Here is a 25,904-nt window from a genome sequence, read left to right on the forward strand (position 1 = left end):
GTGCAATTCATGGCCTTCAACCTTGATCCCGAGAAGAAGCACGACATGGTGCTGCTGTTCGACGTCACCGACGGCAACCCCAACGGTGACCCGGACAACGGAAACCGGCCCCGCACCGACGACGAAACCGGCCATGGCCTGGTCACCGACGTCGCGATCAAGAGGAAGGTCCGCGACACCATCGGCCTGGCCGCCGAAGCCGAAGGCCTCGACCTGACCCGCTACCAGATCTTCGTCGAAGCCGGCCACGCGCTGAACACCCGACTGGAAGAGTCCTACCTCGTCAAGGGACTCGAACTCGGCAAGAAGATCGACGATGCGAAAGCCGCGAAGGCCCGGGAATGGCTCGCCAACCGGTACGTCGACATCCGCCTGTTCGGCGCGGTCCTGTCCACCGGCAAGACCCAGTCGCTGGGGCAGATCCGCGGACCGATCCAGGTCGGCATGGCCCGGTCCCTCGACCCGGTCCTGCCCGTCGACCATGCGATCACCCGGGTCACCCAGACCACCCAGGCCGACATCGACAAGGGCGAACGCACCGAGATGGGCGGCAAGTGGACCGTCCCCTACGGCCTGTACCGGGCAGAGATCCACTACTCGGCGCCCCGAGGCCGCCAGACCGGTGTCAGCGCCGCCGACCTCGACCTGTTCCTGTGCACCCTGGTCAACATGTTCGACCACGACCGGTCCGCGACCCGCGGCGAGATGGCCACCCGTGGCCTGTACGTGTTCAGCCACCACAACGCCTTCGGCGTCGCACCGGCCCACACCCTCTCCGCCCGCATCACCGCCCGGAAGATCTCCGCGGGTGAACCGCGCAGCTTCGGCGATTACAAGATCGACGTCGATGACGCCGACCTGCCCGACGACGTGGCCCTCACCCGCGTGCTGGGATGAACCCCTCTGACTGGTGGCCCGGCGGGGACGCCCACGCCGGACGGCTTCCCATCTCCGCCCTGGAACACCACGCCTACTGCCCCCGCCAGGCCGCACTGATCCACCTCGACAACGTCTTCGCCGACAACATCGAGACGATGCGCGGCAACGTCGCCCACGCTCACGTCCACGAACCGTCCCCCGCCGTCCCCACCCCCCAGGGAAACCGGATCCGGCAGGTCACCGGCCTGCAGGTCTGGAGCGACCGGCTGGGCCTGTACGGGGTATGCGACGTCGTCGAGATCAGCTCGACCAGCGCAATCCCGATCGAGCACAAGGTTGGCCCCTACGTCCCCGGCGGGCCGGCCGATCTCCAGGCCGGCGCCCAGGCGTTGTGTCTGCGAGACATGCTCACGCTCGACGTCCCCTACGCCGAAGTGTTTTCCCACACCGACCGTCGGCGCCACCGCGTCGACCTCACCGACACACTCGCCACCCGAATCATCACCGCAGCCGAGCGGATGCGAGACATCCTCACCACCGCGGCCCTCCCCGAGGCCGTCGCCGACCGCCGCTGCCGACGATGCTCCCTACACCACGACTGCCTCCCCGAGCTGGCCAACGCCGCGGCGGGCACCCACGACCTGTTCACCCCACGACCCGCAGGACACTGGCATGGCTGAGCTCCTCAACACCCTCTACGCCACAACACCCGGAACCAGCCTGCACCTCGACGGCGACGCCGTACGCATCTGGCATCCCGACAACGACAAAGGCCGCCGCCTTCTCCCCCTCGTCCGCGTCGATCACATCGTCGTCTTCGGCGGCGTCACCATCACCGACGATCTCCTACAACGCTGCGCCACCGACCGCCGCTCCGTCACCTGGCTCACCGGCAACGGCCGCTTCCGCGCCCGCGTCGAAGGACCCACCGGCGGCAACCCCCACCTACGCATCGCCCAACACGATCACTTCCGCGACGACGAACGACGCCTCACTCTCGCCATGTCATACATAGCCGGGAAACTCCAGAACAGCCGCCAACTCCTCCTCCGCGCCGCCCGCGACGCCACCGGCACCCGCCAAACCGCACTCCGCGACACCGCCGCCCACCTCGCCGACGCCCTCCCCACCCTGCGTGACACCACCAACGTCGCCGAGGCCATGGGCGTCGAAGGACAGGCAGCCCGCCGCTACATCGCCACATGGCCGCACCTGCTCACCCCGCACGCGACCGTCACCGCCCCCGCCGGACGCACCAGCCGACCCGCCACCGACCCGGTCAACGCCGCCCTGTCCTTCGGCTACGGCATCCTGCGCATCGCCGTCCACGGCGCCCTCGACCACGTCGGCCTCGACCCCCACATCGGCTACCTCCACGGCATCCGCCCCGGCAAACCCGCCCTCGCCCTCGACCTCATGGAAGAATTCCGCGCCCTGCTCGTCGACCGCCTCGTCTTCACCGCCTTCAACCAGCGCCAGCTCACCGATGCCGACTTCGAACACCACCCCGGCGGCTCCTGCCAGCTCACCGAGTCCGGCCGGAAAAACTACCTCACCCTGTGGAGCCAGGCACGCGCCCGAACCTGGCCCCACACCCTCCTCACCCACGACACCCCCGCCGCCACCCTTCCCCTGCTCCAGGCCAGGATCCTCGCCCGACACCTCCGCGGCGACATCCCCCGGTACATCCCCTGGAGCCCTACCTGATGGACCTCCTCGTCACCTACGACGTAGACACCACCACCCCCGACGGCAACCGCCGCCTCCGTAAAGTCGCGAAAATCTGCGAAGGCCATGGCATCCGCGTGCAGAAATCCGTCTTCGAAATCGTCTGCACCGAACCCCAGCGCGTTCTCCTCGAACACAAAATCAGTCAGGTCATCGACGAGACCCTCGACAGCATCCGGATCTACCAGATGCCCCAGCACACCCTCGACAACGTCCACCACCTCGGCGCAGGCGTCCAACCCGTCCACCGCGCCGACCACATCATCTGACCGCCTCGGAACCCCAAGCACCTCCCCGACACCAGGCACCTCCCTAAGCCAGAAAGCACACAAAACGGTCAGAGACCCGGCCATAACAGTGACACTGGATCTTCTTCTACGAAGAACTCCCTGCTCAGACAGGGCAGCGCCGGGCGTCCGCGCCCGGCGAGGTTCCCAACCTCGAAGCCGTCCTCGGCGGCCTCGGCGCACTGGCCGCAGCGCCGGGCGTCCGCGCCCGGCGAGGTTCCCAACTGCAACACGGACAGGTTGGTGATCTGGTCGACGGAAGCAGCGCCGGGCGTCCGCGCCCGGCGAGGTTCCCAACAACACCGGCGGGACCATCCCAAAAAGTGATCACTTGCAGCGCCGGGCGTCCGCGCCCGGCGAGGTTCCCAACTACTGGCTGCGGAACGTCGCCCCAGCCGATCTGGGGCAGCGCCGGGCGTCCGCGCCCGGCGAGGTTCCCAACAACGAGAGGACGTTATGACCAGCCGTATAGATCAGCAGCGCCGGGCGTCCGCGCCCGGCGAGGTTCCCAACGCCCTGGAAGTCGACGAGATCGACGCTGCCGCGGCGCAGCGCCGGGCGTCCGCGCCCGGCGAGGTTCCCAACCTGGTCGCCTACGTGGTGCCCGCCGAGGGGGAGAGGCAGCGCCGGGCGTCCGCGCCCGGCGAGGTTCCCAACACCGGTTCGTTGACGAAATGCAGCCCGAATACGTCGCAGCGCCGGGCGTCCGCGCCCGGTGAGGTTCCCAACTGCACCGTTGACACATCCCCACTATTCGACACGGTCGAAGCAGCGCCGGGCGTCCGCGCCCGGCGAGGTTCCCAACGTCAACATCGCCGACGGATGGGCGCCGTCCTCGAACGCAGCGCCGGGCGTCCGCGCCCGGCGAGGTTCCCAACGAGGTGTACACCACCTCAGACACTCTCGATGTCGTCGCAGCGCCGGGCGTCCGCGCCCGGCGAGGTTCCCAACTCCGCGAGGAGGTCGGCGAGGGTGGTCAGGCCATCGGCGCAGCGCCGGGCGTCCGCGCCCGGCGAGGTTCCCAACGCCATCCTGCTGTACGGCGTCGCGACGAAGATCGAGCAGCGCCGGGCGTCCGCGCCCGGCGAGGTTCCCAACACCAGCTCCTCGGCGCCGGGGATGTCCGCTGGGAGCAGCGCCGGGCGTCCGCGCCCGGCGAGGTTCCCAACGACAGCTCCGAGATCGGCCCGCTCGGGGACCGGCCGGGCAGCGCCGGGCGTCCGCGCCCGGCGAGGTTCCCAACCCGATCTGCTGGTCGACATCGCCCCCGAGGGGGAGCAGCGCCGGGCGTCCGCGCCCGGCGAGGTTCCCAACACCTCGTGGCAGCAGGTCCAGGACTACGTCGAGCAGCAGCGCCGGGCGTCCGCGCCCGGCGAGGTTCCCAACCGCTCGACAGGTCGATCTCGTACAGGGCGCCGTCCAGCAGCGCCGGGCGTCCGCGCCCGGCGAGGTTCCCAACGATGGCGCACCGGCGCAGCTCGGCGTTGCGCTCGGCGAGCAGCGCCGGGCGTCCGCGCCCGGCGAGGTTCCCAACTACTCCGGCACCGAGACCGCCGCGAACATCACAGGCAGCGCCGGGCGTCCGCGCCCGGCGAGGTTCCCAACCCCGTGGTGGCGGCATCTGCCGCGATCGCGGCGGCGGGCCGTCGGGGGTCCATTTCCCACCGAGGACGATGCGCAGAAGGCGCTGATGGCCTCGTTAGCGGAGCTTCACGGCGGCGACTGGCTGGAAGAGGCCTGACTCGAACCCACGACCGACGGATTATGAGATCATCGGCAGCCTGTTCGCCGGTCTCCATGGACGTCCGCCGGTCCTGATCACAGGTACACCCGGTCGCCCCGCCGCTTCTTGATGATCGACGCCACAATATGGACAATACATCCTTTGAAGCCATAATCGCACCGATCTGGTCGCGCAACGGTGCAGGTCGACCGGCGTACACCAGATCGTCGATCATAGCCAAAGAGGCATAAGTTATTCGCCAGCTAGGAAACTCAGGCTAGTCCAGAACATCCGCCGCGGCTACGACGAACTCGACGTCGAGGCCGATTCTCACCCGATACTGTCGCCCGTTCTCACCGAGCTCGCCCGCGCCATCTGACCGCCCGGCCGGCCAGAGCCTCGCACGCCCTACCCCTCACAACGCAACAGCCTTGTGTCGAGGCCATGCCAGGGTGACGCGCTCGATGTCAATGTGGATGCCTGCGCCTGCGACGATGTCTCTGCCGAGGGCCGCGACGATGCCGTCTGCGATGGCACCAGCCCGGACCGTCGGTGCGCATGAATCGTATGCCCCGCCCCGTCCCACCAGCCGCGTCCGATGAACTTGGGCGCAGCTGCCCGTCATCCTCGGCCGCGGTAGCCCCCGGGACAGGCTGCCCGGATGGTGTCCAGTGAGGGGATCGGTGTTCAAACGGTGCGGCTGCCGCGATCCCCAGACAGGCAAGGATTACGGCGCCCGGTGTCCGAAACTGCCCCGGTCGGACCACGGTTCCTGGTTGTACATACACGACGTCCCACCCGGTCCCAATGGGCGGCGGCGGCGCACCACCGGCGGACCGTTCGAGACCGAGACGGAGGCCGAGGTCGCGTTGACCGGTTCCCTGGCCGAACTCCATGGCGGTGGGCGGCCCGACGACACCGGGCTCACCGTCGCCCGCTACCTCGACGACTGGCTCGATGGAAAGGCGAGTCTCGCCGCGTCCACCCGCCGCTCGTATGAGGAGCACGTCCGCCTCTATCTCAAACCCGGCCTGGGACACCTCAGACTCGCTGACCTGCGCGACCACCACATCGAACAGCTCTACGCCGCCATGCGGCTCATCGGCCGGGATCTGCACGGCAGGAAACGCTCACCCCTGCTCGTCCGCCTCCTCGAAGTCCGCAAAGACGACCCCAACCACCGCCGGCCCCTCAGCGCCTCCCGGCTACGCCGGGTGCACGCCACCACCATGAGCGCGCTCAACAGCGCCGTGAAACGTAAGAAACTTGGCGTCAATCCGGCCGAACACGTCGAACTACCCAAGGCCCGCAAGCCCCGACCGCTCGTCTGGACCGCACCGCGGATCGCCGCCTGGGAACGCACCGGTAAACGGCCCTCCCCCGTCATGGTCTGGACCCCGCAGCAGGCCGGTGCCTTCCTCGACTTCACCGTCGCCGACCGCCTTTACCCACTGTGGCATCTCATCGCCCACCGCGCCCTACGTCGCGGTGAAGCCGTCGCCCTCGGCTGGACCGAAATCGACATCGACGACGACAGTATCTACATCCTCGACAACCTCCCCGGATCCGTTTCCGGCGCCGACGACAACCTCGACCTGGACGGCGACGAATACACCGAACCCAAAAGCGACGCCGGCTACCGTACTGTCAGCCTGGACCCGGCTACAAAAAACGTCCTCACCACCTGGCAGGCGCGCCAAGACGAGGAACGCGCCGCTTACGGTAAGGCCTGGGTCGACAGCGGACGGATGTTCACTCATCCCGATGGCAGCAGGCTCACCCCCAACGGCGTCTCGCAACGCTTCGAACGGCTCATCACCCGATTCGCCACCATCCGCCATGAGCACGCCGAACACAGCTGGACCGTCGACCAGCTCGCCGCCCGGCATTTCATGCCCGAAGACGCCATTCAGACCGCGCTCGCCTTCGGCCCCCTGCCCCCGATCCGACTGCACGACCTGAGGCACACCGCCGCCAGCCTCACCTACCGGGCCACCAAGGACCTCAAGGTCGTCTCCGAACTCCTCGGACACTCCTCCGTCCACTTCACCGGCGACGTCTACACCTCGGTCTTCGCCGACGCGGATCGCGCCGCGGCCAAAGCCGCCGCCGACATCGTCCCCCGCCGACACCCACCCGGCCAGGTGGAACCCGACAGCTTGGACGACCCCACACCACCCCCCGCCAACGGACCTGGCCTCGACCTGTAGGACACCCCGGGTCAGGTTCGCAGCAAACTCCGGTCGCACCGACCGCATCGGCTCTTGATCCACCAGCAGCGCGGGAGGCCACACCAACCGCGCACGGTCAAGATCGGTCAAACAGCCGGTAGACCAGGCCATCCCCACGACCGCGGCGGGGCCGCCGAGGGCCACCAAGAGCTCGTCCGCATCGACCGGCACCGAGGCACCCTCACCAGCCACGGCCACTCTCCGCAACCAGCGGAGGAGGCTCGGAAAATGGTTGCGGTCGCAACGTCACCAGCACGTCACCACCAGGGCCCGTTGTTGATCTCCACGGCCACCTGGCCGCTGCAAAAGGCCAGGTCAGGAGGGGTGGGGCGGGTGGGGCTCGAACCCACGACCGACGGATTATGAGGACTATCCGGCTATGCGGTGTGCTGAGCTGCATCGACGCACGTCACGCGCGACCGTGAACGTCGAATACTCCTCTGTACAGAGATCCGTCTGGTTGCAATCCTGTCGAGGAGATCACACCACCCAGCGGTGGTCACAGACCGGCGCGGCCGTGGCCGGTCCGGGGCACGGCCCTGCCGCGGAGGGGCGCCCCGACGGCGGCTGCGGCTTCGACGCGGTCGCGTTGCCTTGCGATGCGCATCCACGCGAGCCCAGGATCTACGCTGGGATCGGATGGTCGCGTCCCACCGACGTCTTGGACGCGTGACGACTCATCCGCCCGGGAGGCGATGGTGACGACGGCCTTGCCAGAGGACAGCTGGCTGCGCGACCTGCGCCCGCAGCCCGCGCGCGTGACGGCAGCCGAGTACGAGGCGCTGTCGGAGGAGATCGCCCGGTCGATCGAGATCGTCGACGGTTACATCATCTTCTGTGAGGCTCCCGCCCCGGACCACCAGACCGCGGGACGGCGGCTCGCCAACCTGCTGGAGCGGCACGCCCGGAACGCCGTGAAGTCAGGCCGGTACGGCTGCCTGACGGTCAACAACGACGTCGACCTGCGGCTCCGCGACATCCCCCTGCTCAACCGCCGGCCCGACGTCATCCTTTACCGCTGCCTCGATCGTGACCGCGGCGAACGGCTCCGCGCCGAACACGCCCTGCTCGTCATCGAGATCGTCTCGCCCGGCTCAGAGACCCAGGACACCACCGACAAGCTCGGCGAATACGCCCGCGCCGGCATCCAGCACTACTGGATCATCCGACTCGACAACGACGGCGTCACCAGCATCGAACGCTACGCCCTCGACCGCGCCAGCATGCTCTACAAACACCTCGGCACCCTCATGAAAGACGAGGCCGGCGGACCACCGGAAATCACCAACCCCATCCCGATCACCATCACCTGGGATGACCTGGCTTTCTGAGCGTCCCGACAGGTCGACAGGACCAATTTTGGCCCTCCCAGTCATTTGTTACAAGCCGTGCGAGACGATCTTGGCACGGTTGGATGTCGCGGATCAGCGTGGCGCCATCGCTTCACTCGTCCCGGGGGTGCGGGAGTTCGGCCCGCCGGGGGTCCCGCGGGTCGAGGAAATCGAGGATCCCAAGCCGTCGGTCGGCGAGGTGCTGGTCGCTGTCGAGGTGGCCGGGGTCGGCTACGGCGACGTCATCGTGCGGTCCGGCCGGTATCCGTTTCCGAAGCCGTACATCCCGGGCCTGGAGGTTGGCGGCCGGGTCGCCGCCGTCGGACCGGACGTCGATTCGTCGCTGACCGGCAAGCGGGTGGTGGCGAGCACGGCTGGGATGACCGGCGGGTACGCGGAGCTGGCCCTGGCCGAGGCCGACAGCGTCTACGAGGTGCCCGAGGGGCTCACCCTCGGGTCCGCTGTGGCGGTGTTCCAGGCCGGCGCCATCGCCGTCGGCCTGGTGTCGGCCATCCAGGTCCGGCCCGACGAGTCCGCTCTGATCACTGCGGCGGCGGGCAGGATCGGCTCGCTTCTGGTGCAGCGGGCCAAGGCTGCCGGGGCCGCGACCGTGATTGCTGCCGTGGGCAGTCCCGCGAAGGCGGACGTCGCGGTCGAGTTCGGGGCCGATGCCGTCGTCGACTACACGACGCCCGGCTGGGTGGCGAAGGTGCGCTGGGCGGTCCGGGCTGACCCTGGAGTCGGCCAGGACATACCCGATGGCCGGAACTGCCCTGGTCGGCTTCGCCTACGAGGGTGTCGCGTCGAAACCGGCCTGACGGCCGGCGGCGGGAAACGCGCCCACGTCGAGGACCCGGCCTTTGCGACCCGGCCCCCGCGGACCCGGCCTCTGCGACCCGGCCTCTGCGACCCGGCCTCTGCGACCCGGCCCCCGCGGACCCGGCCCCCACGGGGACAGCCGGCACCGCCGAGCGCCACCACGCCCGACGGCGCCACCCGGCCGACGGCGCAGCGGGCCTCCCCGGGCCCCGGGACAGCACGGGACACCCGCCGCCTCATCGGCCACCACGCCACCGGCCACCACGCCACCACGCCATCGGCCATCGGCCATCGGCCATCGGCGACATTCCCGGCTGGAAGTTCGGCCGCGGTGGGGCGTAGGCAGGGGCGGTCGGTGGTGCGCAGTAGGCATGGCCGGCCATGCCGGCGCAACCACTGCGGGACCTTGTCGAGCCAGGCTGGGCGCATGCCCTCGAACCGGTGGCGGGGCAGATCAGCGCCATGGGCGACTTCCTGCGGGCGGAGATCGCCGCCGGGCGCGGCTACCTGCCGGCCGGCCCGCATGTCCTGCGGGCCTTCCAGCAGCCGTTCGACGACGTGCGGGTGCTGATCGTCGGACAGGATCCCTACCCGACCCCGGGAATGGCCATCGGCTACAGCTTTGCGGTGGCACCCGAGGTGCGCCGGCTGCCGGGCAGTCTGCTGAACATCTTCCAGGAGCTGTGCGCGGACGTCGGCGTGCCGAGGCCCTCGACCGGCGACCTGACCGGCTGGACGCGCCAGGGGGTGCTGCTGCTGAACCGGGCGCTGACGACGGCGCCGCGCCAGCCCGGGCTCGCACCGGGGCAAAGGCTGGGAGCCGGTCACCGAACAGGCCATCCGGGCGCTGGCCGGGCGGGGCAGGCCGCTGGTCGCGATCCTGTGGGGTGCCGAGGCCCGCAGCCTGCGGCCGTTCCTGGACGGTGCCGCGACCATCGAGTCCGCCCACCCGTCACCGCGGTCGGCCGACCGGGGCTTCTTCGGGTCCCGGCCGTTCAGCCGGGCCAACGACCTCCCGCGCCGCCAGGGTGCCGAGCCGGTCGACTGGAGCCTCCCGTGACCCGCCCGCCGCTCGGCCCGGAAGCTCCGGGACACGGCGCCTGACCGTGGCCGACACCGGCGCCCCGGCAGACGTGAGATGCCCTGCCCCGCGGGCTGCGGTCCGGGAGGGTGCCGGTCAGCGTTGCGCGGGGGCACCGGCGGGGGTGGGGCCGCGGCGCAGGGCGGCGCGGACGAGGAGGCCGGCGGCGAGGGCCCAGAAGGCGGCGCCGACGCGGGCGAGGGTGACGCCGCTGGCCGCGACGACGAAGGTGACGACCGCGGCCTGCCGCTCGGCCGGGTCGGCCAGGGCCGACGTCAGCGCCGAGGCGAGTGTGCCGACGAGGGCGAGGCCCGCGAGGGCCGTGGTGACGCCGGTGGGGGCGGCGGCCGCGACCGTCACCAGGAGCGTGGACAGCAGGGCGAGGGCGAGGAAGGTCCAGGCGGCGAGGTGGGCGACGACCCAGCGTCGTCGCGGGTCGGGGTGCGCGTCGGGGCTCGCGGCGAGCGCCGCGGTGATCGCGGCCAGGTTGATCGCGTGGCCGCCGGCGAACGCGCCGAGAACGGTGCCGACCCCGGTCACCGTCATCGCCTCCCGCCAGGGGACCGCATACCCGTAGGAGGACAGCACCGCGACACCCGGCACGTTCTGCGAGGCCATCGTGACGACGTAGAGCGGAACCGCGAGCGAGAGCATCGACGCCCAGTTTAGCGTCGGTGCCGTCAGCGCGACCCGGGGCAGCAGCGGCCTGTCGGGCCCGCCGTGCCGGCCGAACCAGATCCCGACCGCCACCACCGCGGCGGCGAACGCCGCCGGCACCGCCCAGCGCGGCGCGACCCGCAGCAGCACCAGCCACACCACGACCTCCGGCGCGACGAGCGCCGGATGGTCCACCAGCCCGTGGACGGGCACGAGGCACAGCGAGAGCAGGACACCGGCGAGCATCGCCTGCGCGATCGGCGCTGGGATCGCGGCGATGAGCGTCCCGAGGCGGGGCCACAGCGCGGTCAGCAGGATCAGGCCGCCGAGACCGCGAAGGCCCCGACCGCCGCCGCCCAGCCACCGTCGACCGCGCCGGTCGAGGCGAGTAGCGCCGCGCCCGGCGTCGACCAGGCGAGCAGGATCGGCATCCGGTGCCGGCGGCTGAGCCACAGCGTCCCGAGCGCCTGGGTGACGGTGACGGCAAGCAGGCCCGAGGCTGCCTGCGCGGGGTCCGCCCCGACCGCCCGCAGCCCGGCCAGCACCACGACGGCCGTGCTCGCGAACCCGACCAGCGCCGTGACGGCGCCTGCGCTGACCAGATGGGTGCCCCGAACCCCCGAAGCCGCCTCGCCGTCCGCGGGATCCGGCGGATCCGACCGGCCTGAACCGCCGTCGCTCACGGTGACAGCGGGATCGGCGCCGACGGTAGGTCCGGAAGGTCACGATCGCGCTGTTCCATCCCCGGAACACTACTGTCGGCCGTTCGGCGGCGGACCATGAAAACGGACCGCGGATACGGCACCCGTCACGAGGCCACGGCCGCCACCGGCACCCGGCCGCGGGTGACCAGCCCGGCCCCGGGCTCTCCCGGGGCGCGAGCGGTGGGGGTGTGGGGCGGCGGGATCGTCCGCTCACACGAAGTTCCCGTCTCCACAACCTGGCGCCCTGGAAGGTGCTGCCCGACGGACGTTCGCCGGACAGCGTCACGACCGGGCGTCCCCACCCCTCCGATGCCCAGGCCCGCCGGGAGGCGCTGCACGTCCTGTCACTGCACGTCCTGTCACTGCACGGCCTGTCACTGCACGGCCTGTAGTGGGAGGATGCCGCGGTCCGGACGCGGGAAGGTGGTGCGCCGGGCCGCCGGGCCGGGCCATCCGGTCATCCCCGCGCGGGATCCGAGGGTCAGCATTCGGCGAAGAAGGCGAGCATGTCGGCGGCGAGCCGGTCGGGAACCTCCACCGCGGGGAAGTGCCCGCCCTCGTCGTGCACCGTGGAGCGCACCACGCGGCACAGCCGTCCGACGAACTCGGGCGGGGGCGGGCGAAGGTCATCCAGGCCGTTCCCGAAACGCCCGAACGCGGTGGGGGCGAGGACCCGGTCACCGACCGTCATGCCCTCCTGGACCTGGCGGTTGTCGTGGAAGTCGCGCAGCGTGCTCCCGACGCAACCGGTGGCCCAGTAGAGCGTGAGCGTGGTCAGCAGGAACTCCCGGGACACTCGGGGCACCCGGCCTTCGGCGCAGTCCGACCAGGCACGCCACTTCTCCAGCAGCCATGCGGCCAGCCCGGCGGGCGAGTCGGTCAGCCCGTACGCGAGGGTCTGGGGCCGGGTGGACGCGATCGCGTGATAGCCGCCTTCGGTCAGCGACCACCGTTCGCCGGCGTCCAGATACGCACGCTCGGCCGGGGACAGCGGTGTCGGGTCGACGGCCGGGTCCAGGACGGGGTCGAGTTCGAGATCGGTCAGGTACAGCCCGGCCACCGTGTCGGGATGGTCGAGTGCCAGGAAGGTGCTGACCCCGGAACCGAAGTCGCTGCCCGCGGCCAGGTACCGGGGATAGCCGAGCCCGGTCATCAGGTCGTGCCAGACACGCGCGGTGTCCCGCAGCGTGTGTTCCCCGGCCGGACGCTCGGAGAAGGGATACCCGGGCAGGGACACGGCGACGACATCCCGCGCGGGAGCGTCGATGCCGTACGCCGCGGGGTCGCGCAGGCGGTCGACGAGCGGGAGCATCTCCACGAAGCTGCTCGGCCAGCCGTGGGTCAGGATGACCGGCGGACCGTCGGCCCCCGGCACCCGATGATGGACGTAGTGCACCCGCAGCCCGGACACCTCGGCGACGAACTGGTCGTACCCGCCGTTGATTCTCTCCTCGGCCGCACGCCAGTCGAAGGTGGCCCAGTCGGCGAGCATTCCCTGGAGGAACGCCAGGTCGGTGCCCTGGGACCAGGCCGGGCCGGGGGCCGGTTGCGGCCAGCGCACCCGCGCGATCCGCTGCCGCAGTCCGGTCAGGACGTCCTCGGGCACCCGGATCCGGGACGGTGTGATCAGCACGCGGTCCGTCCGGCCCGGGCGAGCACCCGTTCCAGGGCCGCCACCCGGGCCGGGTCGCTCAGGGCCCGCAGGCAGAAATCGCAGATGTTGGTGAACCGCGCGTCGGCGAGGTCCTGGAACTGCGGATCCTCGGCGACCATGGTCCGGAAGTAGGCTGGGGACTGCGGGTCGTGGAAGGCGTGCACGAGCCGTTCCCGCCGGGCCTGCTCCGCCGGGTCCGATCCCGGGCCGCGCACGGGCCCCAGGAACACCGGCGTCCGCTTCATGTCGTCGACGCCGATGTCGAGCTGGCAGCATGCATAGGCGTCACCGGTGGCGTGCACGGTGGTGGTCAGATCGTCGCAGTCGGGCAGCTCGGTGACCGGACGTCCCCGCCAGATCCGGTGCATCTCCCGGGCGCGGCCCCGATCGAGCAGCTCGAGCACCACGAACGGCTCGCCGGCCGCGATCAGGGCCGCCCTGATCTGCTCGTCGGCCTGTTCGTCGGCCGAGGTGCAGAACTGGATCTCGGTGGCCAGGCCGCTGGCCCGGGCCGCCCGGGCGGCGTTGATCGGTCGCTCCACGGGGAAGTACCGCATGTGGTGGACGTCCGCGCTGAGGGACAGGCCGTGGATGCCGGCCTCGACGAAGGGCCGCAGTCTGGCCTCGGCCTGGGCGGGGTTGCGGGCCCAGAAGGCGTTGGACTCCACGTCGACGACATAGCCGAGCCGGACGCCGTGGGCGATGGCCTGGCACATGACCTGTGGGTAGAGGAAGACCTCGCCCCCGCTGAAGGTGACGTGTCGCTTCCCGGTGCGCTGCCCCTGCTCGAGTACGGACCGGACCTCGTCGAGGGTCAGCCGCTCCCGGCGGGTCGGATTCGACTCCACAATGCAGTGATCGCACGCAAGATTGCAGGTCAGAGTGTAGTTGATGACCATTCTCTGGGTCGGGGGGAAACGGTCCCAGATCGCGATGCCGCCGGCCACATCGGCCCCCACGTCATTCTTGGCCCCCGTGTCATTGGCGCTCCGTGTCATTGCCCCCCCACGTCGGTCCACCCGAAGCACGTCCTTCTCCTTTGGCACGGTAGCCAGCGGGGAGCGAAACGTCCACCATTTTTTCTCCTGCAACCATCTCGGGTCGGGACTGATGCGCTCGGGCATCATGGTGGCACCGGCCCGAACGTCGGCTGAAAGAGCCTGGTGGGCGGGCGGGATCGGTAGGGTCCCGGTGTCGCGTAGAAGACGGCGCCCTTGACGTTCGATTCGAGGCGTAGGTACCGTCGGGACCAAGTTGGCTGGGGCGGACCGGTTGGCGGTAAACGCTCCACGGACCTTCTGGCTGTCGGCCGTCCGTGGAGGCGCGCTCCGCGCTCTTGAACCTCGATCTGGCAGATTGTCATGGAGGAATTATGGGCGTGGACGTTCGTCGTGTCCTGAACTCTTTTGTTCCCCGGCGGCAGGCCTGGGCCCGGCTGGACGAGACCGTCCAGGACACGGGCCTGGCCGATGACACCACCGGAGTCCTCAATCCCGACTTCCTGGCCCTCGGCCTGGGCGCCACCAACATGATGGGAATGCTCTGGTCGCTGGCCCTGGGCCGGCGGGTGGTGGGCGTCGAGCTGCGGGGTGACCCCTCGCTGGGCGTGCACTGGAACATTCGCGAGGACCTTTACCACCACCTCGGCCTGATCGACCAGATGATGCTCGAGCGCTACGGCGAGGCGGGTATCCCCCGCCGGGGCGACGGGAGCCTGTTCATCCTGGCCGAGTGCTTCTACCGGCCGGACACGCCCGCCGGCGCCGTCACGGCCGACGAGGTGGTCAGCGGATTCCTGGACGCGCTGGTCGGCGAGCCCGCGCGGATCGGCGGCCGGATCTTCCACACCGAGTTCATCGACGACCGTTGGAAGGACGGGAAGCCGCACCGCACGGTGACCGTGCTGACGCCGCCGGAGCCCCCGCGCCGGCCCGACCCCACCCGGGTGGGGCGCAGCACCCTCGAGGCGCTGGAGGGGCCCTCCACGTTCCAGAGCGCGGCCTCCGAGGTGATGGTGCTGATGCGCCGCTACCTCGAAGGGGTCGAGCGGATGGACCTGGCCCGGGGCGTCACGCCGCGGGTGCGGTTGTTCCTGTCCCACCGGGTGGTCACCACCGGGACCGGGAGCGACGCGGGCTATCTGAAGTGGCTGCGCCGCGAGGAGGGATTCGGGGACGCCTCCGGCGGTCGCAAGTCCATCCGCATCGAGCAGGTAAGGGAGCTGGACTACAACGGCAGGTTCCACCGCGTGCGGGTGCCGGGCAGCAAGGTGATCGACATCGGGATTCCCGAGCTGTTCATGATCGCGCAGGGTTTCAACAGCACCGACGCCGACCGCCTAGGCTTCAGGCAGGAGGACGTGCTGGTGGACCACCACGACGGCCGCGGGCCGGTCGTGGCGCAGGCCGACTACCTCGCCGGCCTGCTGGAGGTGCTGGTCGACGGCCGGCTGCGGCGCAGGATCGCCTCCGACTTCGACAAGGAGGGCAACGAGTACTGGGTGCGGCAGATCGCGGTGGGGCATGAGGACGACGCCGAGGTCGGCTGGATCCTGGTGCAGGTTCCCGACTACAAGACGTTCGACCCGATCCTGTCCGGCCTGGTGCCGCCCGGTACCTACCGCAAGTCCAAGCAGTACCGGGCCGGCGTGCAGCACCTGATGCGGGAGTTCTACCTGGACCAGGTCTCGCAGATCTGCGAGATGCCGGTGTCGGAACTGGAGAGGATCCAGATGCCGTACGGTCCGAAGCTGTTCAGCCTGGTCGAGCGGGCCGGGGTGGACGCCCAGGTCGCGGCCAACGGGGTCGTCGCCGGGGACACCTTCGGCAACGGCCATTTCCTCACCAGCGGCGGCGCCATCACGGGCATGATCGGTCACGGGCACCGCGTCAAGCTGTACTGGGAGGCCCGGGACGCCGGAGTGCCCCACGAGCAGGCCATACGCGGCCTGGCCGACGGCATCAAGCAGGACACCGACGACTGGTTCGCGGTGAGCGCGCAGGAGTTCAGCACCGCCCTGCCGATCAACTTCGGCTCCGAACGGATCGCCACGATCGAGGCGGCCGGCGGACACCGGTCGTCCGCCCGGGCGACCACGATCGACGCCACCCGCCGTCACCGGCACACCCTGGTGCCGCTCGACCCGTCGGACTGGCGCCGGTTGCTGGTGCGCAGCGGGCGGATGCACGCCCTGGCCCTGCCCCCGATCCCGATGACCCACCCGGTCGTGCGCGGCGGTGGTGGGCTGCCTGATCCTGCCGACGCCCAGCAGGACGGTGCTACGGCCGGGATGGGGGCCGGGATGGGCGGTTGCATGGTCCAGCCGGGCGGTGCCATGGGCGGGATGGACGGTGCGATGGCCGAGGTGGCAGCTCAGTGAGCATCTTCCAGCCGAAGGGCGACTCGTTCGGGAGCCTGAACGAGACCGTCCAGTCGCGGCGCCTGATCGTGAGCCGCTACCGCAGCCTGCGTGAACGGCAGTGGGCCCTGCTGGTGCTCTGCACCGGCGCCCTCGCCATCGTGATCGACACCTCCATCGTGAACGTGGCCCTGCCCTCCATCGGCCAGGACCTGGGGTTCTCCGCCGCCGGGCTCTCGTGGGTGGTGAACGCCTATCTGATCCCGTTCGGCGGACTGCTCCTGTTCGCCGGACGGCTGGGCGACCTGGTCGGCGCCAAGCGGATGTTCCTCGCCGGAATCGCGCTGTTCACGCCGGCCTCCCTCGTCTGCGGCCTGGCCCAGAACCCGGAGACGCTGGTCGCCGCCCGTTTCGTTCAGGGGGTGGGGGGTGCGCTGGCGGCGGCTGTCGTGCTCGGTCTGGTCGTCTCCACCTTCCCCAACGCGATCGAGCAGGCCAAGGCGATCGGCCTGTACGCGTTCGTCTCCTCCGCCGGTGCCGCCCTGGGGCTGCTGCTCGGGGCCTGGATCACCGAGGCGCTGAGCTGGCACTGGACCTTCTTCATCAACGTTCCGTTGGGCCTGCTGGTCCTGCCGCTCGGCGCGCGGCTGGTGGACGACGAACGAGTGGTGCTCGACGACCGCAGCATCGACGTCCCGGGCGTCCTGCTGATCACGAGCGGACTGATGCTCACGGTCTACACGATCGTGCGCTTCGCCGACGGCGCGACACCGCTGACCTGGGCGCTGGTGGGGATCAGCGCAGCCCTGCTGGCGGCCTTCGTCGTGCGGCAGCGGACGGCCCGCAATCCGCTCGTCCCGTTGTCGATCTTCCGGGCGCGGAACGTCGCCTGGGCCAACATGGTGCAGGCGCTGATGATCGCCGGCATGGGCGGCATGTTCTTCCTCGGGACCCTATACCTGCGCCAGGTGCTGGGGCTCAGCGCCATGGAGGTCGGGCTGGCCTTCCTGCCCACCGCCCTCATGGTGGCCGTGATCTCCCTCAAGGCGACGCCGCGACTGATGGAGAAGATCGACCCCAAGACCGTGCTGGTGCCCGGCCTCCTGCTCATCACCGCGGGCCTCGCCCTGCTGGCCGTTGCTCCGGCGGACGGTGACTACTGGCGCGACGTCCTGCCCGCCATGGTGCTTCTGGGCGCCGGCGCCGGCCTCGGGTACCCGTCCTCCCTGACCATGGTGATGGCCGATGCCACCGCCGCCGACCGGGGACTGCGCTCCGGGCTTGTCAACACCACCCAGCAGGTCGGACCGGCGATCGGCCTGGCCGTCCTGGCGACCGTGGCCGCCGACCGCACCACGACGCTCGTCTCGCGGGGGAGCACGCACGCCGAGGCCCTGACCGGCGGATATCACCTGGCCTTCTGGATCGGGAGCGGGGCCAGCCTGGTCGCGCTGGTGCTGACGGTGCTGTTCCTCAGGCCGGCGGTGCCGACGAGCGTACCGAAGACCCTCGACCGGGCCCGGGCCTCGCAGCGTCTGACCCAGGACCACACCGGCCTGTCCGACCCGGATTTCCTGGCTCTGGGCCTGGGCGGAACCAACATGATGGCCATGCTCTGGTCGGTGGCCATGGGCAGGCGTGCAGTGGGAGTGGAACTGCGCGGCTCGCCCTACGTGTCGGTGATGCGCTGGACGATGCGCGAGGAGATCTACCACCACCTCGCGATGATCGATTCGATGATGCTGGAGCGGTACGGCGAGGATCTGCTGCCGCGCCTCGGCGACGGCCGGCCGTTCAGACTGGCCGACTGCTTCTTCTCCCGGCACACCAGGGCAGGATCCGTGCGGGGCGACGAGGTGGTGACCGGCTTCGAGTCGGACGCGCACATCGGCGGTCTCGCCCGGCACTACGAGACCATCGACGACCGCTACCGGGAGGGCCGGGCGCATCGTGAGATCAACGTCCTCGACCCCCTGGAGGGCCCGGAGGGGCTCGACCCCGCGGCGTTGGAGCACGACCTCTCGGACGTGCTGGGCAGCCAGTCGATGTTCCAGGTCGGGGCCGAGGAACTGCTCGTCATGCTCCGCCGGTACCTGGAGGGGCTGGAACAGATCGACCGGGACCGGGGCGAAGCCCTGCCGCGGGTGCGCGTCCTGCCCTACCACCGGGTCGCCACGTCGGAGTCCTCCGACCGCGAGCGCCGGTGGCTGCCCTCGGCGCTGCGCCGGACCCCGGTCGCGGAACGGGGCTTCGAGCGCACGGCGGACGGCCGGGTGCGGGTCCGGGTCGAGGCCGTGCGCGAGCTGGACTACCGGGGTGCCTTCCGCCGTGTGCGGGTGCCGTACAGCGAGACGGTCGACCTCGGCACCCCCGGGCTGATCATGATTGCCGAGGGGCTGGACAGCCCGGACGCGGCCCGGCTGGGATTCCGTCAGGAGACGGTGTGCGTGGACCGGGGCGACGGGCGGGGCCCTGTGCCGGCCGAGGCCGACTTCCTGGTCGGCAACGTCGACATCTACCTCGCCGACCGGATCCGTGTCCGTCGCGCGTCGGAGTTCGACCAGGCGGGCAACGAGTACTGGGTCCACCAGCGGTGCGTGGGGCACGAGGAGGACGCGCAGATCGGCTGGACGATGCTGGAGGTCCCGCCGTACAAGACGTTCGACCCGATCCAGGCCGGCCTGGTCCCGGCCGGGACGCCGAAGGACTCCAAGCCCTACTTCGCCGGGCATCAGTTCCTGCTCCGGCGCTACTTCCTGGACCAGACGGCACAGCTGACGGAGATCCCACGCCGGGCCATCGAGTACAACCAGCTCTCCTACGGCCCCAAGCTCTTCACCGTGACGGAGCGGATCGGGCTCGACGCCCTGGTGGCCGCGAACGCGGTCGTGGCCGGTGACTCCTTCGGCAACTCCCACCACCTGACCAGCGGCGGCATCAACACCGGCATGCTCGGTCACGGCCTGCGGGTGCTGCGTTACTGGCAGGCCAGGGAGTCCGGTAGCAGCGCCAGCGACGCGGCGCGTGACCTGGCCGACGGGATCAGGGCGGACACCCGGGCGCTGATCGACCTGTGCGAGCAGGACTTCCGAGCGGCGCCGCCCGCGGCGCCCCCGAGGAAGCAGCAGCGACTGCTGGCGGGAGCCACCCGTCAGCGGCGTTCGATCTTCCCGCAGCGCTACCCGGACGAGTGGAGCCGCATCCAGCTCCGCACCGGCAAGATCTTCGCCTACAACCTGCCCATGCTCGATCCCGAGCACCCCGACACCCGCGAGGCCCAGCCGGTCGGCGCCATGTCGGGTGCCCCGCCGTCCGCCAGCGAGCGGAAGGACCCGCTCGGCGCGGCTCGGGCATGAGGCGAGGCATGGTCCCACCGGGCTACGGACCGGCTCCCACCCCGCAGGAGCTGGCGGACGAGTACGACATCTGCGTGGTGGGCAGCGGGGCGGCGGGTTCGGTCGTCGCCTGGCTGCTCGCCCGGGCCGGGCTGTCGGTGGCCGTGGTGGAGCAGGGTGGGTTCGTCACGGACGAGGACAGCTACGACGACGTGCTGGCCGCGGGGGAGTCCGCCTGGGTGCGGCAGGAGAACGGCACCTGGGCCAAGGTGGGCTCACCCTGGACGACCTGCAACGTGGGTGGCGGCACGCTGTTCTTCGGGGGGGTCCTGTTCCGCCACCGCCCGCTCGACTTCGACCCGGAGACCGTTCTGGGCCGGGCCGACCTGCCGCTGCGCTGGCCGCTTGAGCCGGCGGAGCTGACGGACTACTACGACGCCGTCGAGGATCTGATCGGCGTCGCGGGTGTCGCGGACGGCGACCCCAGCCTGCCGGTCCGGTCCAGGCCGTATCCGCTGCCCCCGGTGGCCACCACGGCGGAGGGGCGGCGGCTGACGGAGGCCGCGAGGTCCATGGGCTGGGCACCGTTTCCCACCCCCCTGGGCGTCAACAGCATCGAGTACCGCGGTCGCCCGGTGTGCGCCGCGGATGCCCCCTGCATCTCACGGCGCTGCCCGATCCACGCCAAGGGGGACGCGCTGGACCGCTTCCTGCGGCCGGCGATGGCCGCGGGCGCACGCCTGTTCACCGGGCTGAAGGCGGAGGCCCTGCTCGGGGACGCGCGTCGCGACGCCACCGCGTTGCGGTGCGTCCGGATGCCGGACGGCGAGCGCGTCGTCCTGCGGGCCCGGCACTTCGTGCTGTGCGCGAACGCCGTGCAGACTGCCGCGCTGCTGCTGCGTTCGACCACCGTGCGGCATCCGGCCGGGCTGGGCAACTCACACGACATGGTCGGCCGGGGGCTCTGCTTCAAGATCGGTGAATATCTGGTCGGGTACTGCCACGAGCCGACCTCGGCGCCCGCCCGCAGCCGGCTGATGGGCCTGGGACCCATCTCCACCTGCTGCGTGACCGACCTCTACCAGGACCCGGCGGCGCCGGGCGGGCTGGGTGGCCTGCTCTACGAGAACCGGCCCGAGCGGACCTACCGGTTACGGGACACCGAACACCTGCTGCGGATCGAGGCGCTGGTACCGGACGAACCCCAACCGGGCAACCGGGTCCGGCTGGGGCCGGGGACCGACGCCCACGGCGTGCCCGACGTCCTGATGGACTACCAGGCCCATCCGCGCGACCTCGCCCGCTCCGAGTACATGCTCGGGCAGGGCGAGGCGCTGCTGCGGGCCGCCGGCTGCGACGTCATCGTGCGGGAGGCGTCCGGGTGGGCGCTCGGCAGCGGGCACCTGCACGGCACCTGCCGCATGGGTGAGGACCCGGCCACCAGCGTGACCGGGCCCGACGGCCGCCTGCACGACGCGGACAACGTCTTCGTAGCCGACGGCGGCCTGTTGCCGTTCCCCGGCGGGGTCAATCCGACGCTGACCATCCAGGCGCTCGCGCTACGGGTGGCCCATCGGCTCCTCGCGGAGCGCTACGCCACCGGTCGCGTCCCGATCGGGGAACTGGTCGGGCCGAGCGTGACCGCGGCGAACCGGTCGCCGAGGTAGTCCGCCACCTGCTCCAGACGGGCGACCTGGTACGGATGCCGCCGGGCGCCGACCACCACCGTGCGGGGGGAACAGCCGAGTCGGTCCGGGAGATCCCGGTACACCCGGTGCACCAGATGTCCCGACCGTCCCTCCGCCTCGGTCAGCGGAAACCGCAGCACGCCGACGGCGTCCAGCCCGCCGTCCTGCACCGACCAGGCCAGTACCCCGGCGAGCAGGACGTCGATCCAGTAGCGCTGGAAGGTCCGCCGTAACAGCGGCACGTGCGATCCCCACCGGGCCGCCAGTACCGTGGTGTCGCCGTGCACCACCTCCTCGCCGACCCGCACGTGGGTCCGCCCGCCGTGGGCCTGGAAGAGATAGGCGTAACGGGCGGCCAGGTCACTTTGCAGGCCGGCCAGGTAGAGGGTATCCCCGTGCCGGACGCCGTAGCAGTAGCCGAGGAAGCCGTCCCGGCCGGCGTCCATGAAGTTCCAGTCGGCGGCCTCCAGCATCCCCCGGGGCAGCAGCCCCGGGGGGTCGAGGAAGCAGCGCAGCGTCACCGGGCTGCCGAAGCGGGGAAAGCGCCCGCCCACGATGTCGTCGCACACCCCCGCCATGCCGACGACGGCGTAGCCGGTGCGCCGGTAGCCGAAGCGGACCGGCTCCTGCAGCGGGGCGGTGTCGTTGAACGAGTACAGCAGTCGTCCGAGCGGGACAGCCAGGCGGGCAGCGATCTCCTCGCGGTCCGTCGGATCGTCCAGCCACCGCGCCAGCAGCGCCTGCCGTGCGCCCAGCCACGGGTTGCGCGCGACGAACCGGCCGAGGAAGTCCTCGTCCGGGGGATGGATGAACGCGCTCATCCGCGGCTGTGGGCGAGGACGAGCCGGTAGACGTCGAGCAGGCGGCGCGTGACCGACTCCTGGTCGAACTGGCGCGCCCGGTGCGCCCCGGCCGCACCGAGCCGGGCGCACCGCTGCGGCGAGTCGAGCAGCTCCGCGACCGCCTCGGCCAGGGCCGGGGGATCGCAGGGAGGCACGATGATGCCGGCCATGCCGTGGCCGACCACGGTCGGCAGTCCGCCGACGTCGGTCACCACGACCGGCCTGCCGGCCGCCATGGCCTCGATGACCGTGCCACCCATCTCCTCGTGCCGGGACGGGATGACGACCACGGCCGCCTCCCGGACGACGTCGGGGAGGCGGGAGCGATCCAGATGACCCGGCAGTTCGATGCGATCGGCGATGCCGAGCCGGCGTGCGCGGGCCCGGCAGCGTTCCAGCTCGTTGCCGTCGCCGCACATCACGAAGCGGGCCGGGACGCCCTTGGCGACGATCAGGGCCGCGGCGTCGACGAAGTCGGCCCATCCCTTCTCCGGAGCGAACCGGCCGCAGTACAGCACGACCGGCGGTTCCGAGGGCGGTTCGGACGGCGCTTCGGCCCCCGGGCGCTGGAAGTCGGCCAGGTGAACGCCGTCGGTGACCACGTGCACCCGGTCCGGCCCGGTCAGGCCGCGCTCCAGGTAGGCCCGCCGGACCCGGTCGGTGAGCACCACCACCGCGTCGGCCCGCCGGACGGCGTGCCGTTCGAAGAACCGGGCCGGGCCGATCAGCACCCAGCCGAGGGGCGTCTCCGGATGGAAGGTCGCGATGGCGCTGCAGTGCACGGTGAGCACCAGCGGCCGCCCCAGGAGCAGCCTGGCCAGCACGGCGAACAGGAAGGTCCAGGGCAGCTCGCTGCAGTGGACGTGGATCAGGGAGTACTGGCGACGAGTCCCGCGCAGTCGCTTGCCGACGCAGGCGACGACGACGGCGAGTCCCCAGGAGACGAGTAACCCGATGTAGCCCTTGGAACGGGTGGGAATCGGCGCCACCGGCAGGGTGAGCAGTTCCAGCCGGGTGCGCGGGTCGAGCATCAGCGAGCGGGGCATCCCCGGCCGGCGGGGCAGCAGCACGGACTGGCGCACGCCGAGCGCCGACATCTGCTCGGTGGTCTGCATGATCTGGACCTGCATGCCGCCGATCGGCTCGTACTGCAGCTCCCGATGGGTGAGCTCCCGGTCGGCGAGGAAGTAGTAGGGCGTCAGCCGCAGAACGTGCGGCGGACTCCCACCGTCGGGTCCGGCCGCTGCCTGCCGGGGCCCGGTCGTCCGGGTGGTCACTCAGAGGTCCGGGTGGCGGTCGCGCACCTTGGCCAGAGCGGCCACGATGTCGTCCGCGTCGGTCGAGTCCCCGAGCAGCGCCGAGTGATGGAACAGGAGGGTGGTCTCGCAGTAGCGGCGCGCGCCGCCGAAGTCACGGGAGAACGCCCGGTCGCGGGCGGCCTCGGTCCAGGCGGCCGCGAAGCGGCGCTTGGTGTGCGGGCGCAGCATCACGCTGCGGTGCAGGGGAGCGTCCGGTGGATACCAGGTCATGCCCAGCTCGGCCGTCAGGGCCTGGGCCACCCGGTCCAGCGGCACCGCGCCGAAGGTTCCCGCGGGGAAACGGACCCCGTACTCGTAGATCGAACGCAGTTGTACCTGCTCGGGCACGGGGATGGGGCCGAACCCCCCGAGCCGGGCCAGCCCCTGCTCGAGGTCGGCGGCGGTCTTCGCCCGGTGCCGGTGCTGGTCCTGCAACCGGGGAAGCTGGTCGAGCAGGAGGGCGGCCGTCAGCTCCGACATGCAGTAGTTCGCCCCCATCACCTCGCCGTCCTCGACCAGTTCGAGGGTGCCGGCCACCGGGGGGCCGGGGTGATAGCGGCGCGAGTCGGCCCGCAGCTGCTGGGCGCGCCGGTACAGCCGCTCGTCGGCGGTGATGACGGCGCCGCCCTCGCCGCCGGCCAGGACCTTTCCGTTCTGGAAGCTGAACGCTCCGATCGCCCCGAAGGAGCCGACGGCCCGGTCCCCCCAGCGCGCACCGTGCGCCTGCGCACAGTCCTCGATCAGGTGGATGCCGGCGTCCTCGGTCAGGGCGGTGATGGCGGGCAGGTCGGCGACCGTCGCGGCCAGGTGGACGACGATCACCGCCTTCGTCCGGGGGCCCATGGCGTCCCGAATGCTCTGCGCGGTCAGGCAGCCGGTCTCGGGGTCGCTGTCGGCGAGCACGGGCAGCGCCCCCACCCGCAGCACGGCCGTCACCGGGGCGACCCAGGTCAGCGTGGGCACCACGACCTCGTCGCCGGGACCGATGTCCAACGCCTCCAGCGCCACCACGAGGGCGCTGGACCCGTGGTCGACACTCACCCCGTAGGGAACGTCGCTGTAGGCGGCGAAGGCCTCGGCGAACCGCCGCTCACAGGCGTGGGTGCCGTCGCTGGCCCAGCTCACCGCCCACCGGCGGGATCGCAGCGCGTCGAGCAGAGCCTGTTCGCTGGCCGCGTCGTACTGGGGCCACTTCGGCCAGGGACGGTCCCGCCGGACCGGCGTACCACCGAGAAGGGCCAGTTCACTCATGCCGTTACCCCCTGCTCCTGGCTGGTGGCGCCGGCCGTCCGGTCGCCGCCGACGTGGAAGAAGAGGCGCAACGGTGCCGGTCCGTCGCGCTCGAGCACACTGCGGTACGAGGTCAGCGGGACCGGGTCGCCGGTCAGGGGACCCAGGCGGACCTCGCCGGCAACGACCTTGGCCAGGGCGGTGCGCAGCTGCCCCTGACCGGACAGCACACCCTGCACGGTCAGTTCGCGCAGCATCACCGTGCTCGGTTCGACGGTGACCGCCTCGGCTCCCGAGTAGCCCACGAGCACGTAGACGCCGCCGACCGCGGTCGCCGTCAGGCCACGGGGGAACACGCCGGCCGCTCCGGTGGCGTCGAAGACAACCTCCGGCAGGTCCGGGTGCCAGCCCTCGATACCCGGGTCGGCGTCGACGCCGAGGTCGGCGGCGATCCGCCGGCGGGACTGCAGGGGATCGGCCACCCGTACCCGGGACGCCCCGGCGCCGCGGGCCAGCTGGGCGACGAGCAGGCCGATCGTTCCGGCGCCGATCACGCCGACCGACCGGCCGGACACCGCCCCGGCCCGTTCCACGGCGTGCAGGGCCACGCCGAGCGGCTCCAGCAGGCAGGCCTGGGGGCCCGGGACCTGTGGCGGCAGCGCGACCAGGTTGGCGGCGGGGATGGTGAACAGCTGGGCGAAGGCACCCGGGCGGGTGAAGCCCACCTCGTCGATGTCGGTGCACAGGTTCGGCCGTCCCGCGAGGCAGGCGGGGCACCGGCCGCAGAGCCGGAAGTTGTCGCCCACCACCGCCCGGCCCACCAGCTCGGGGCGGTCGGGGGCCGCCAGCACCGTGCCGGACCACTCGTGCCCGGGAATCACCGGGTACTCGGCGTCGTGCAGGGTCCCGTCCAGCAACCGCAGGTCGGTACCGCACATGGCGGCGAAGTCGGTCGCGACCAGGGCCTCGCCCGGACCGGGCTCGGGCCGGGGACGCCGCTCCAGGCCGTGGTCACGGTGCCCCCGGACCACCAGGGCCAGCATGTCGTCATCGGTCATG

Annotated in this window: 16 protein-coding genes, 3 pseudogenes and 1 CRISPR repeat array; of the genes and pseudogenes, 12 read left to right on the forward strand and 7 right to left on the reverse strand. The window is 71.1% G+C overall.

Annotated features, from left to right (window positions below; genetic code table 11):
* Nucleotides 1-9 precede the first annotated feature (9 nt).
* The 8 genes and pseudogenes from cas7c to FRANCCI3_RS28790 all read left to right on the forward strand — a co-directional run bounded on the left by cas7c (nt 10) and on the right by FRANCCI3_RS28790 (nt 10,058).
* A complete protein-coding gene (gene cas7c, locus FRANCCI3_RS16855; protein WP_011437727.1) occupies nt 10-897 on the forward strand; it encodes a type I-C CRISPR-associated protein Cas7/Csd2 in 888 nt (295 codons plus the stop codon).
* On the forward strand, nt 894-1,559 hold the full coding sequence (gene cas4 / locus FRANCCI3_RS16860) for a CRISPR-associated protein Cas4 (RefSeq protein WP_011437728.1): 666 nt from the start codon (nt 894-896) through the stop codon (nt 1,557-1,559). Before cas7c ends, cas4 begins: the two co-directional genes overlap by 4 nt.
* A complete protein-coding gene (gene cas1c, locus FRANCCI3_RS16865; protein ID WP_011437729.1) occupies nt 1,552-2,586 on the forward strand; it encodes a type I-C CRISPR-associated endonuclease Cas1c in 1,035 nt (344 codons plus the stop codon). Before cas4 ends, cas1c begins: the two co-directional genes overlap by 8 nt.
* A complete protein-coding gene (gene cas2 / locus FRANCCI3_RS16870; RefSeq protein WP_011437730.1) occupies nt 2,586-2,876 on the forward strand; it encodes a CRISPR-associated endonuclease Cas2 in 291 nt (96 codons plus the stop codon). Before cas1c ends, cas2 begins: the two co-directional genes overlap by 1 nt.
* A 133-nt stretch (nt 2,877-3,009) precedes the next feature.
* A CRISPR array of direct repeats spans nt 3,010-4,499; the repeat unit is 37 nt; unit sequence GCAGCGCCGGGCGTCCGCGCCCGGCGAGGTTCCCAAC.
* 894 nt (nt 4,500-5,393) lie between these two features.
* A complete protein-coding gene (gene xerC, locus FRANCCI3_RS16875; protein WP_235186949.1) occupies nt 5,394-6,827 on the forward strand; it encodes a site-specific integrase in 1,434 nt (477 codons plus the stop codon).
* A 731-nt stretch (nt 6,828-7,558) separates the two neighbouring features.
* Nucleotides 7,559-8,179 (forward strand): Uma2 family endonuclease, encoded by a 621-nt coding sequence (locus FRANCCI3_RS16880; protein ID WP_235186947.1) that lies wholly within the window; start codon nt 7,559-7,561, stop codon nt 8,177-8,179.
* A pseudogene (locus FRANCCI3_RS28265) lies at nt 8,163-8,834 on the forward strand (alcohol dehydrogenase catalytic domain-containing protein); the annotation flags it as partial. The gene FRANCCI3_RS16880 and the pseudogene FRANCCI3_RS28265, both read left to right, overlap by 17 nt.
* 545 nt (nt 8,835-9,379) lie before the next feature.
* Nucleotides 9,380-10,058, forward strand: a pseudogene (locus FRANCCI3_RS28790) (uracil-DNA glycosylase).
* Between the two features lie 117 nt (nt 10,059-10,175).
* Here FRANCCI3_RS28790 and FRANCCI3_RS16895 read toward each other — a convergent pair.
* A pseudogene (locus tag FRANCCI3_RS16895) lies at nt 10,176-11,338 on the reverse strand (benzoate/H(+) symporter BenE family transporter).
* Nucleotides 11,339-11,628: 290 nt separating this feature from the next.
* Here FRANCCI3_RS16895 and FRANCCI3_RS16900 point away from each other — a divergent pair.
* Nucleotides 11,629-11,832, forward strand: coding sequence for a hypothetical protein (locus tag FRANCCI3_RS16900; RefSeq protein WP_023840411.1), 204 nt, complete (start codon nt 11,629-11,631; stop codon nt 11,830-11,832).
* Between the two features lie 89 nt (nt 11,833-11,921).
* Here FRANCCI3_RS16900 and FRANCCI3_RS16905 read toward each other — a convergent pair whose 3' ends face one another.
* Nucleotides 11,922-13,073, reverse strand: a complete 1,152-nt coding sequence (locus tag FRANCCI3_RS16905; RefSeq protein WP_011437737.1) for an epoxide hydrolase family protein — start codon at nt 13,071-13,073, stop codon at nt 11,922-11,924.
* Nucleotides 13,067-14,053 (reverse strand): radical SAM protein, encoded by a 987-nt coding sequence (locus FRANCCI3_RS27545; RefSeq protein WP_160172370.1) that lies wholly within the window; start codon nt 14,051-14,053, stop codon nt 13,067-13,069. Before FRANCCI3_RS27545 ends, FRANCCI3_RS16905 begins: the two co-directional genes overlap by 7 nt.
* A gap of 413 nt (nt 14,054-14,466) precedes the next feature.
* On the opposite strand from FRANCCI3_RS27545, the gene FRANCCI3_RS16915 reads away from it, so the two are divergent.
* From FRANCCI3_RS16915 to FRANCCI3_RS16930, 3 genes are read left to right on the forward strand one after another with little or no spacing between them, the layout of a single operon-like run.
* Complete coding sequence (locus FRANCCI3_RS16915) at nt 14,467-16,473, forward strand: hypothetical protein (protein ID WP_011437739.1); 2,007 nt, start codon at nt 14,467-14,469, stop codon at nt 16,471-16,473.
* On the forward strand, nt 16,470-19,808 hold the full coding sequence (locus tag FRANCCI3_RS28270; protein WP_011437740.1) for an MFS transporter: 3,339 nt from the start codon (nt 16,470-16,472) through the stop codon (nt 19,806-19,808). Before FRANCCI3_RS16915 ends, FRANCCI3_RS28270 begins: the two co-directional genes overlap by 4 nt.
* 8 nt (nt 19,809-19,816) lie before the next feature.
* Nucleotides 19,817-21,454, forward strand: a complete 1,638-nt coding sequence (locus tag FRANCCI3_RS16930) for a GMC oxidoreductase (protein ID WP_011437741.1) — start codon at nt 19,817-19,819, stop codon at nt 21,452-21,454.
* On the opposite strand, the gene FRANCCI3_RS16935 is transcribed toward FRANCCI3_RS16930, so the two are convergent.
* From FRANCCI3_RS16935 to FRANCCI3_RS23615, 4 genes are read right to left on the reverse strand one after another with little or no spacing between them, the layout of a single operon-like run.
* On the reverse strand, nt 21,379-22,296 hold the full coding sequence (locus tag FRANCCI3_RS16935) for a hypothetical protein (protein ID WP_011437742.1): 918 nt from the start codon (nt 22,294-22,296) through the stop codon (nt 21,379-21,381). The genes FRANCCI3_RS16930 and FRANCCI3_RS16935 overlap by 76 nt on opposite strands.
* A complete protein-coding gene (locus tag FRANCCI3_RS23610) occupies nt 22,293-23,594 on the reverse strand; it encodes a glycosyltransferase family 4 protein (protein ID WP_011437743.1) in 1,302 nt (433 codons plus the stop codon). Before FRANCCI3_RS23610 ends, FRANCCI3_RS16935 begins: the two co-directional genes overlap by 4 nt.
* Complete coding sequence (locus FRANCCI3_RS16945; RefSeq protein WP_011437744.1) at nt 23,595-24,866, reverse strand: DegT/DnrJ/EryC1/StrS family aminotransferase; 1,272 nt, start codon at nt 24,864-24,866, stop codon at nt 23,595-23,597.
* The gene (locus FRANCCI3_RS23615; protein WP_023841786.1) at nt 24,863-25,903 is read right to left on the reverse strand and encodes a zinc-dependent alcohol dehydrogenase; all 1,041 of its coding nucleotides are present in this window, start codon (nt 25,901-25,903) and stop codon (nt 24,863-24,865) included. Before FRANCCI3_RS23615 ends, FRANCCI3_RS16945 begins: the two co-directional genes overlap by 4 nt.
* Nucleotide 25,904: the final 1 nt, after the last annotated feature.

This window comes from Frankia casuarinae, assembly GCF_000013345.1.
Lineage (GTDB): Bacteria > Actinomycetota > Actinomycetes > Frankiales > Frankiaceae > Frankia > Frankia casuarinae.

Excerpts from the sequence above, each read along its gene's own strand:
- cas7c (WP_011437727.1), top strand. The coding sequence starts at position 10 with ATGGCCTTCAACCTTGATCCCGAGAAGAAGCACGACATGGTGCTGCTG.
- cas4 (WP_011437728.1), top strand. The coding sequence starts at position 894 with ATGAACCCCTCTGACTGGTGGCCCGGCGGGGACGCCCACGCCGGACGG.
- cas1c (WP_011437729.1), top strand. The coding sequence starts at position 1,552 with ATGGCTGAGCTCCTCAACACCCTCTACGCCACAACACCCGGAACCAGC.
- cas2 (WP_011437730.1), top strand. The coding sequence starts at position 2,586 with ATGGACCTCCTCGTCACCTACGACGTAGACACCACCACCCCCGACGGC.
- FRANCCI3_RS16915 (WP_011437739.1), top strand. The coding sequence starts at position 14,467 with ATGGGCGTGGACGTTCGTCGTGTCCTGAACTCTTTTGTTCCCCGGCGG.
- FRANCCI3_RS16930 (WP_011437741.1), top strand. The coding sequence starts at position 19,817 with ATGGTCCCACCGGGCTACGGACCGGCTCCCACCCCGCAGGAGCTGGCG.
- FRANCCI3_RS16935 (WP_011437742.1), bottom strand. The coding sequence starts at position 22,296 with ATGAGCGCGTTCATCCATCCCCCGGACGAGGACTTCCTCGGCCGGTTC.
- FRANCCI3_RS16945 (WP_011437744.1), bottom strand. The coding sequence starts at position 24,866 with ATGAGTGAACTGGCCCTTCTCGGTGGTACGCCGGTCCGGCGGGACCGT.
- FRANCCI3_RS23615 (WP_023841786.1), bottom strand. The coding sequence starts at position 25,903 with ATGACCGATGACGACATGCTGGCCCTGGTGGTCCGGGGGCACCGTGAC.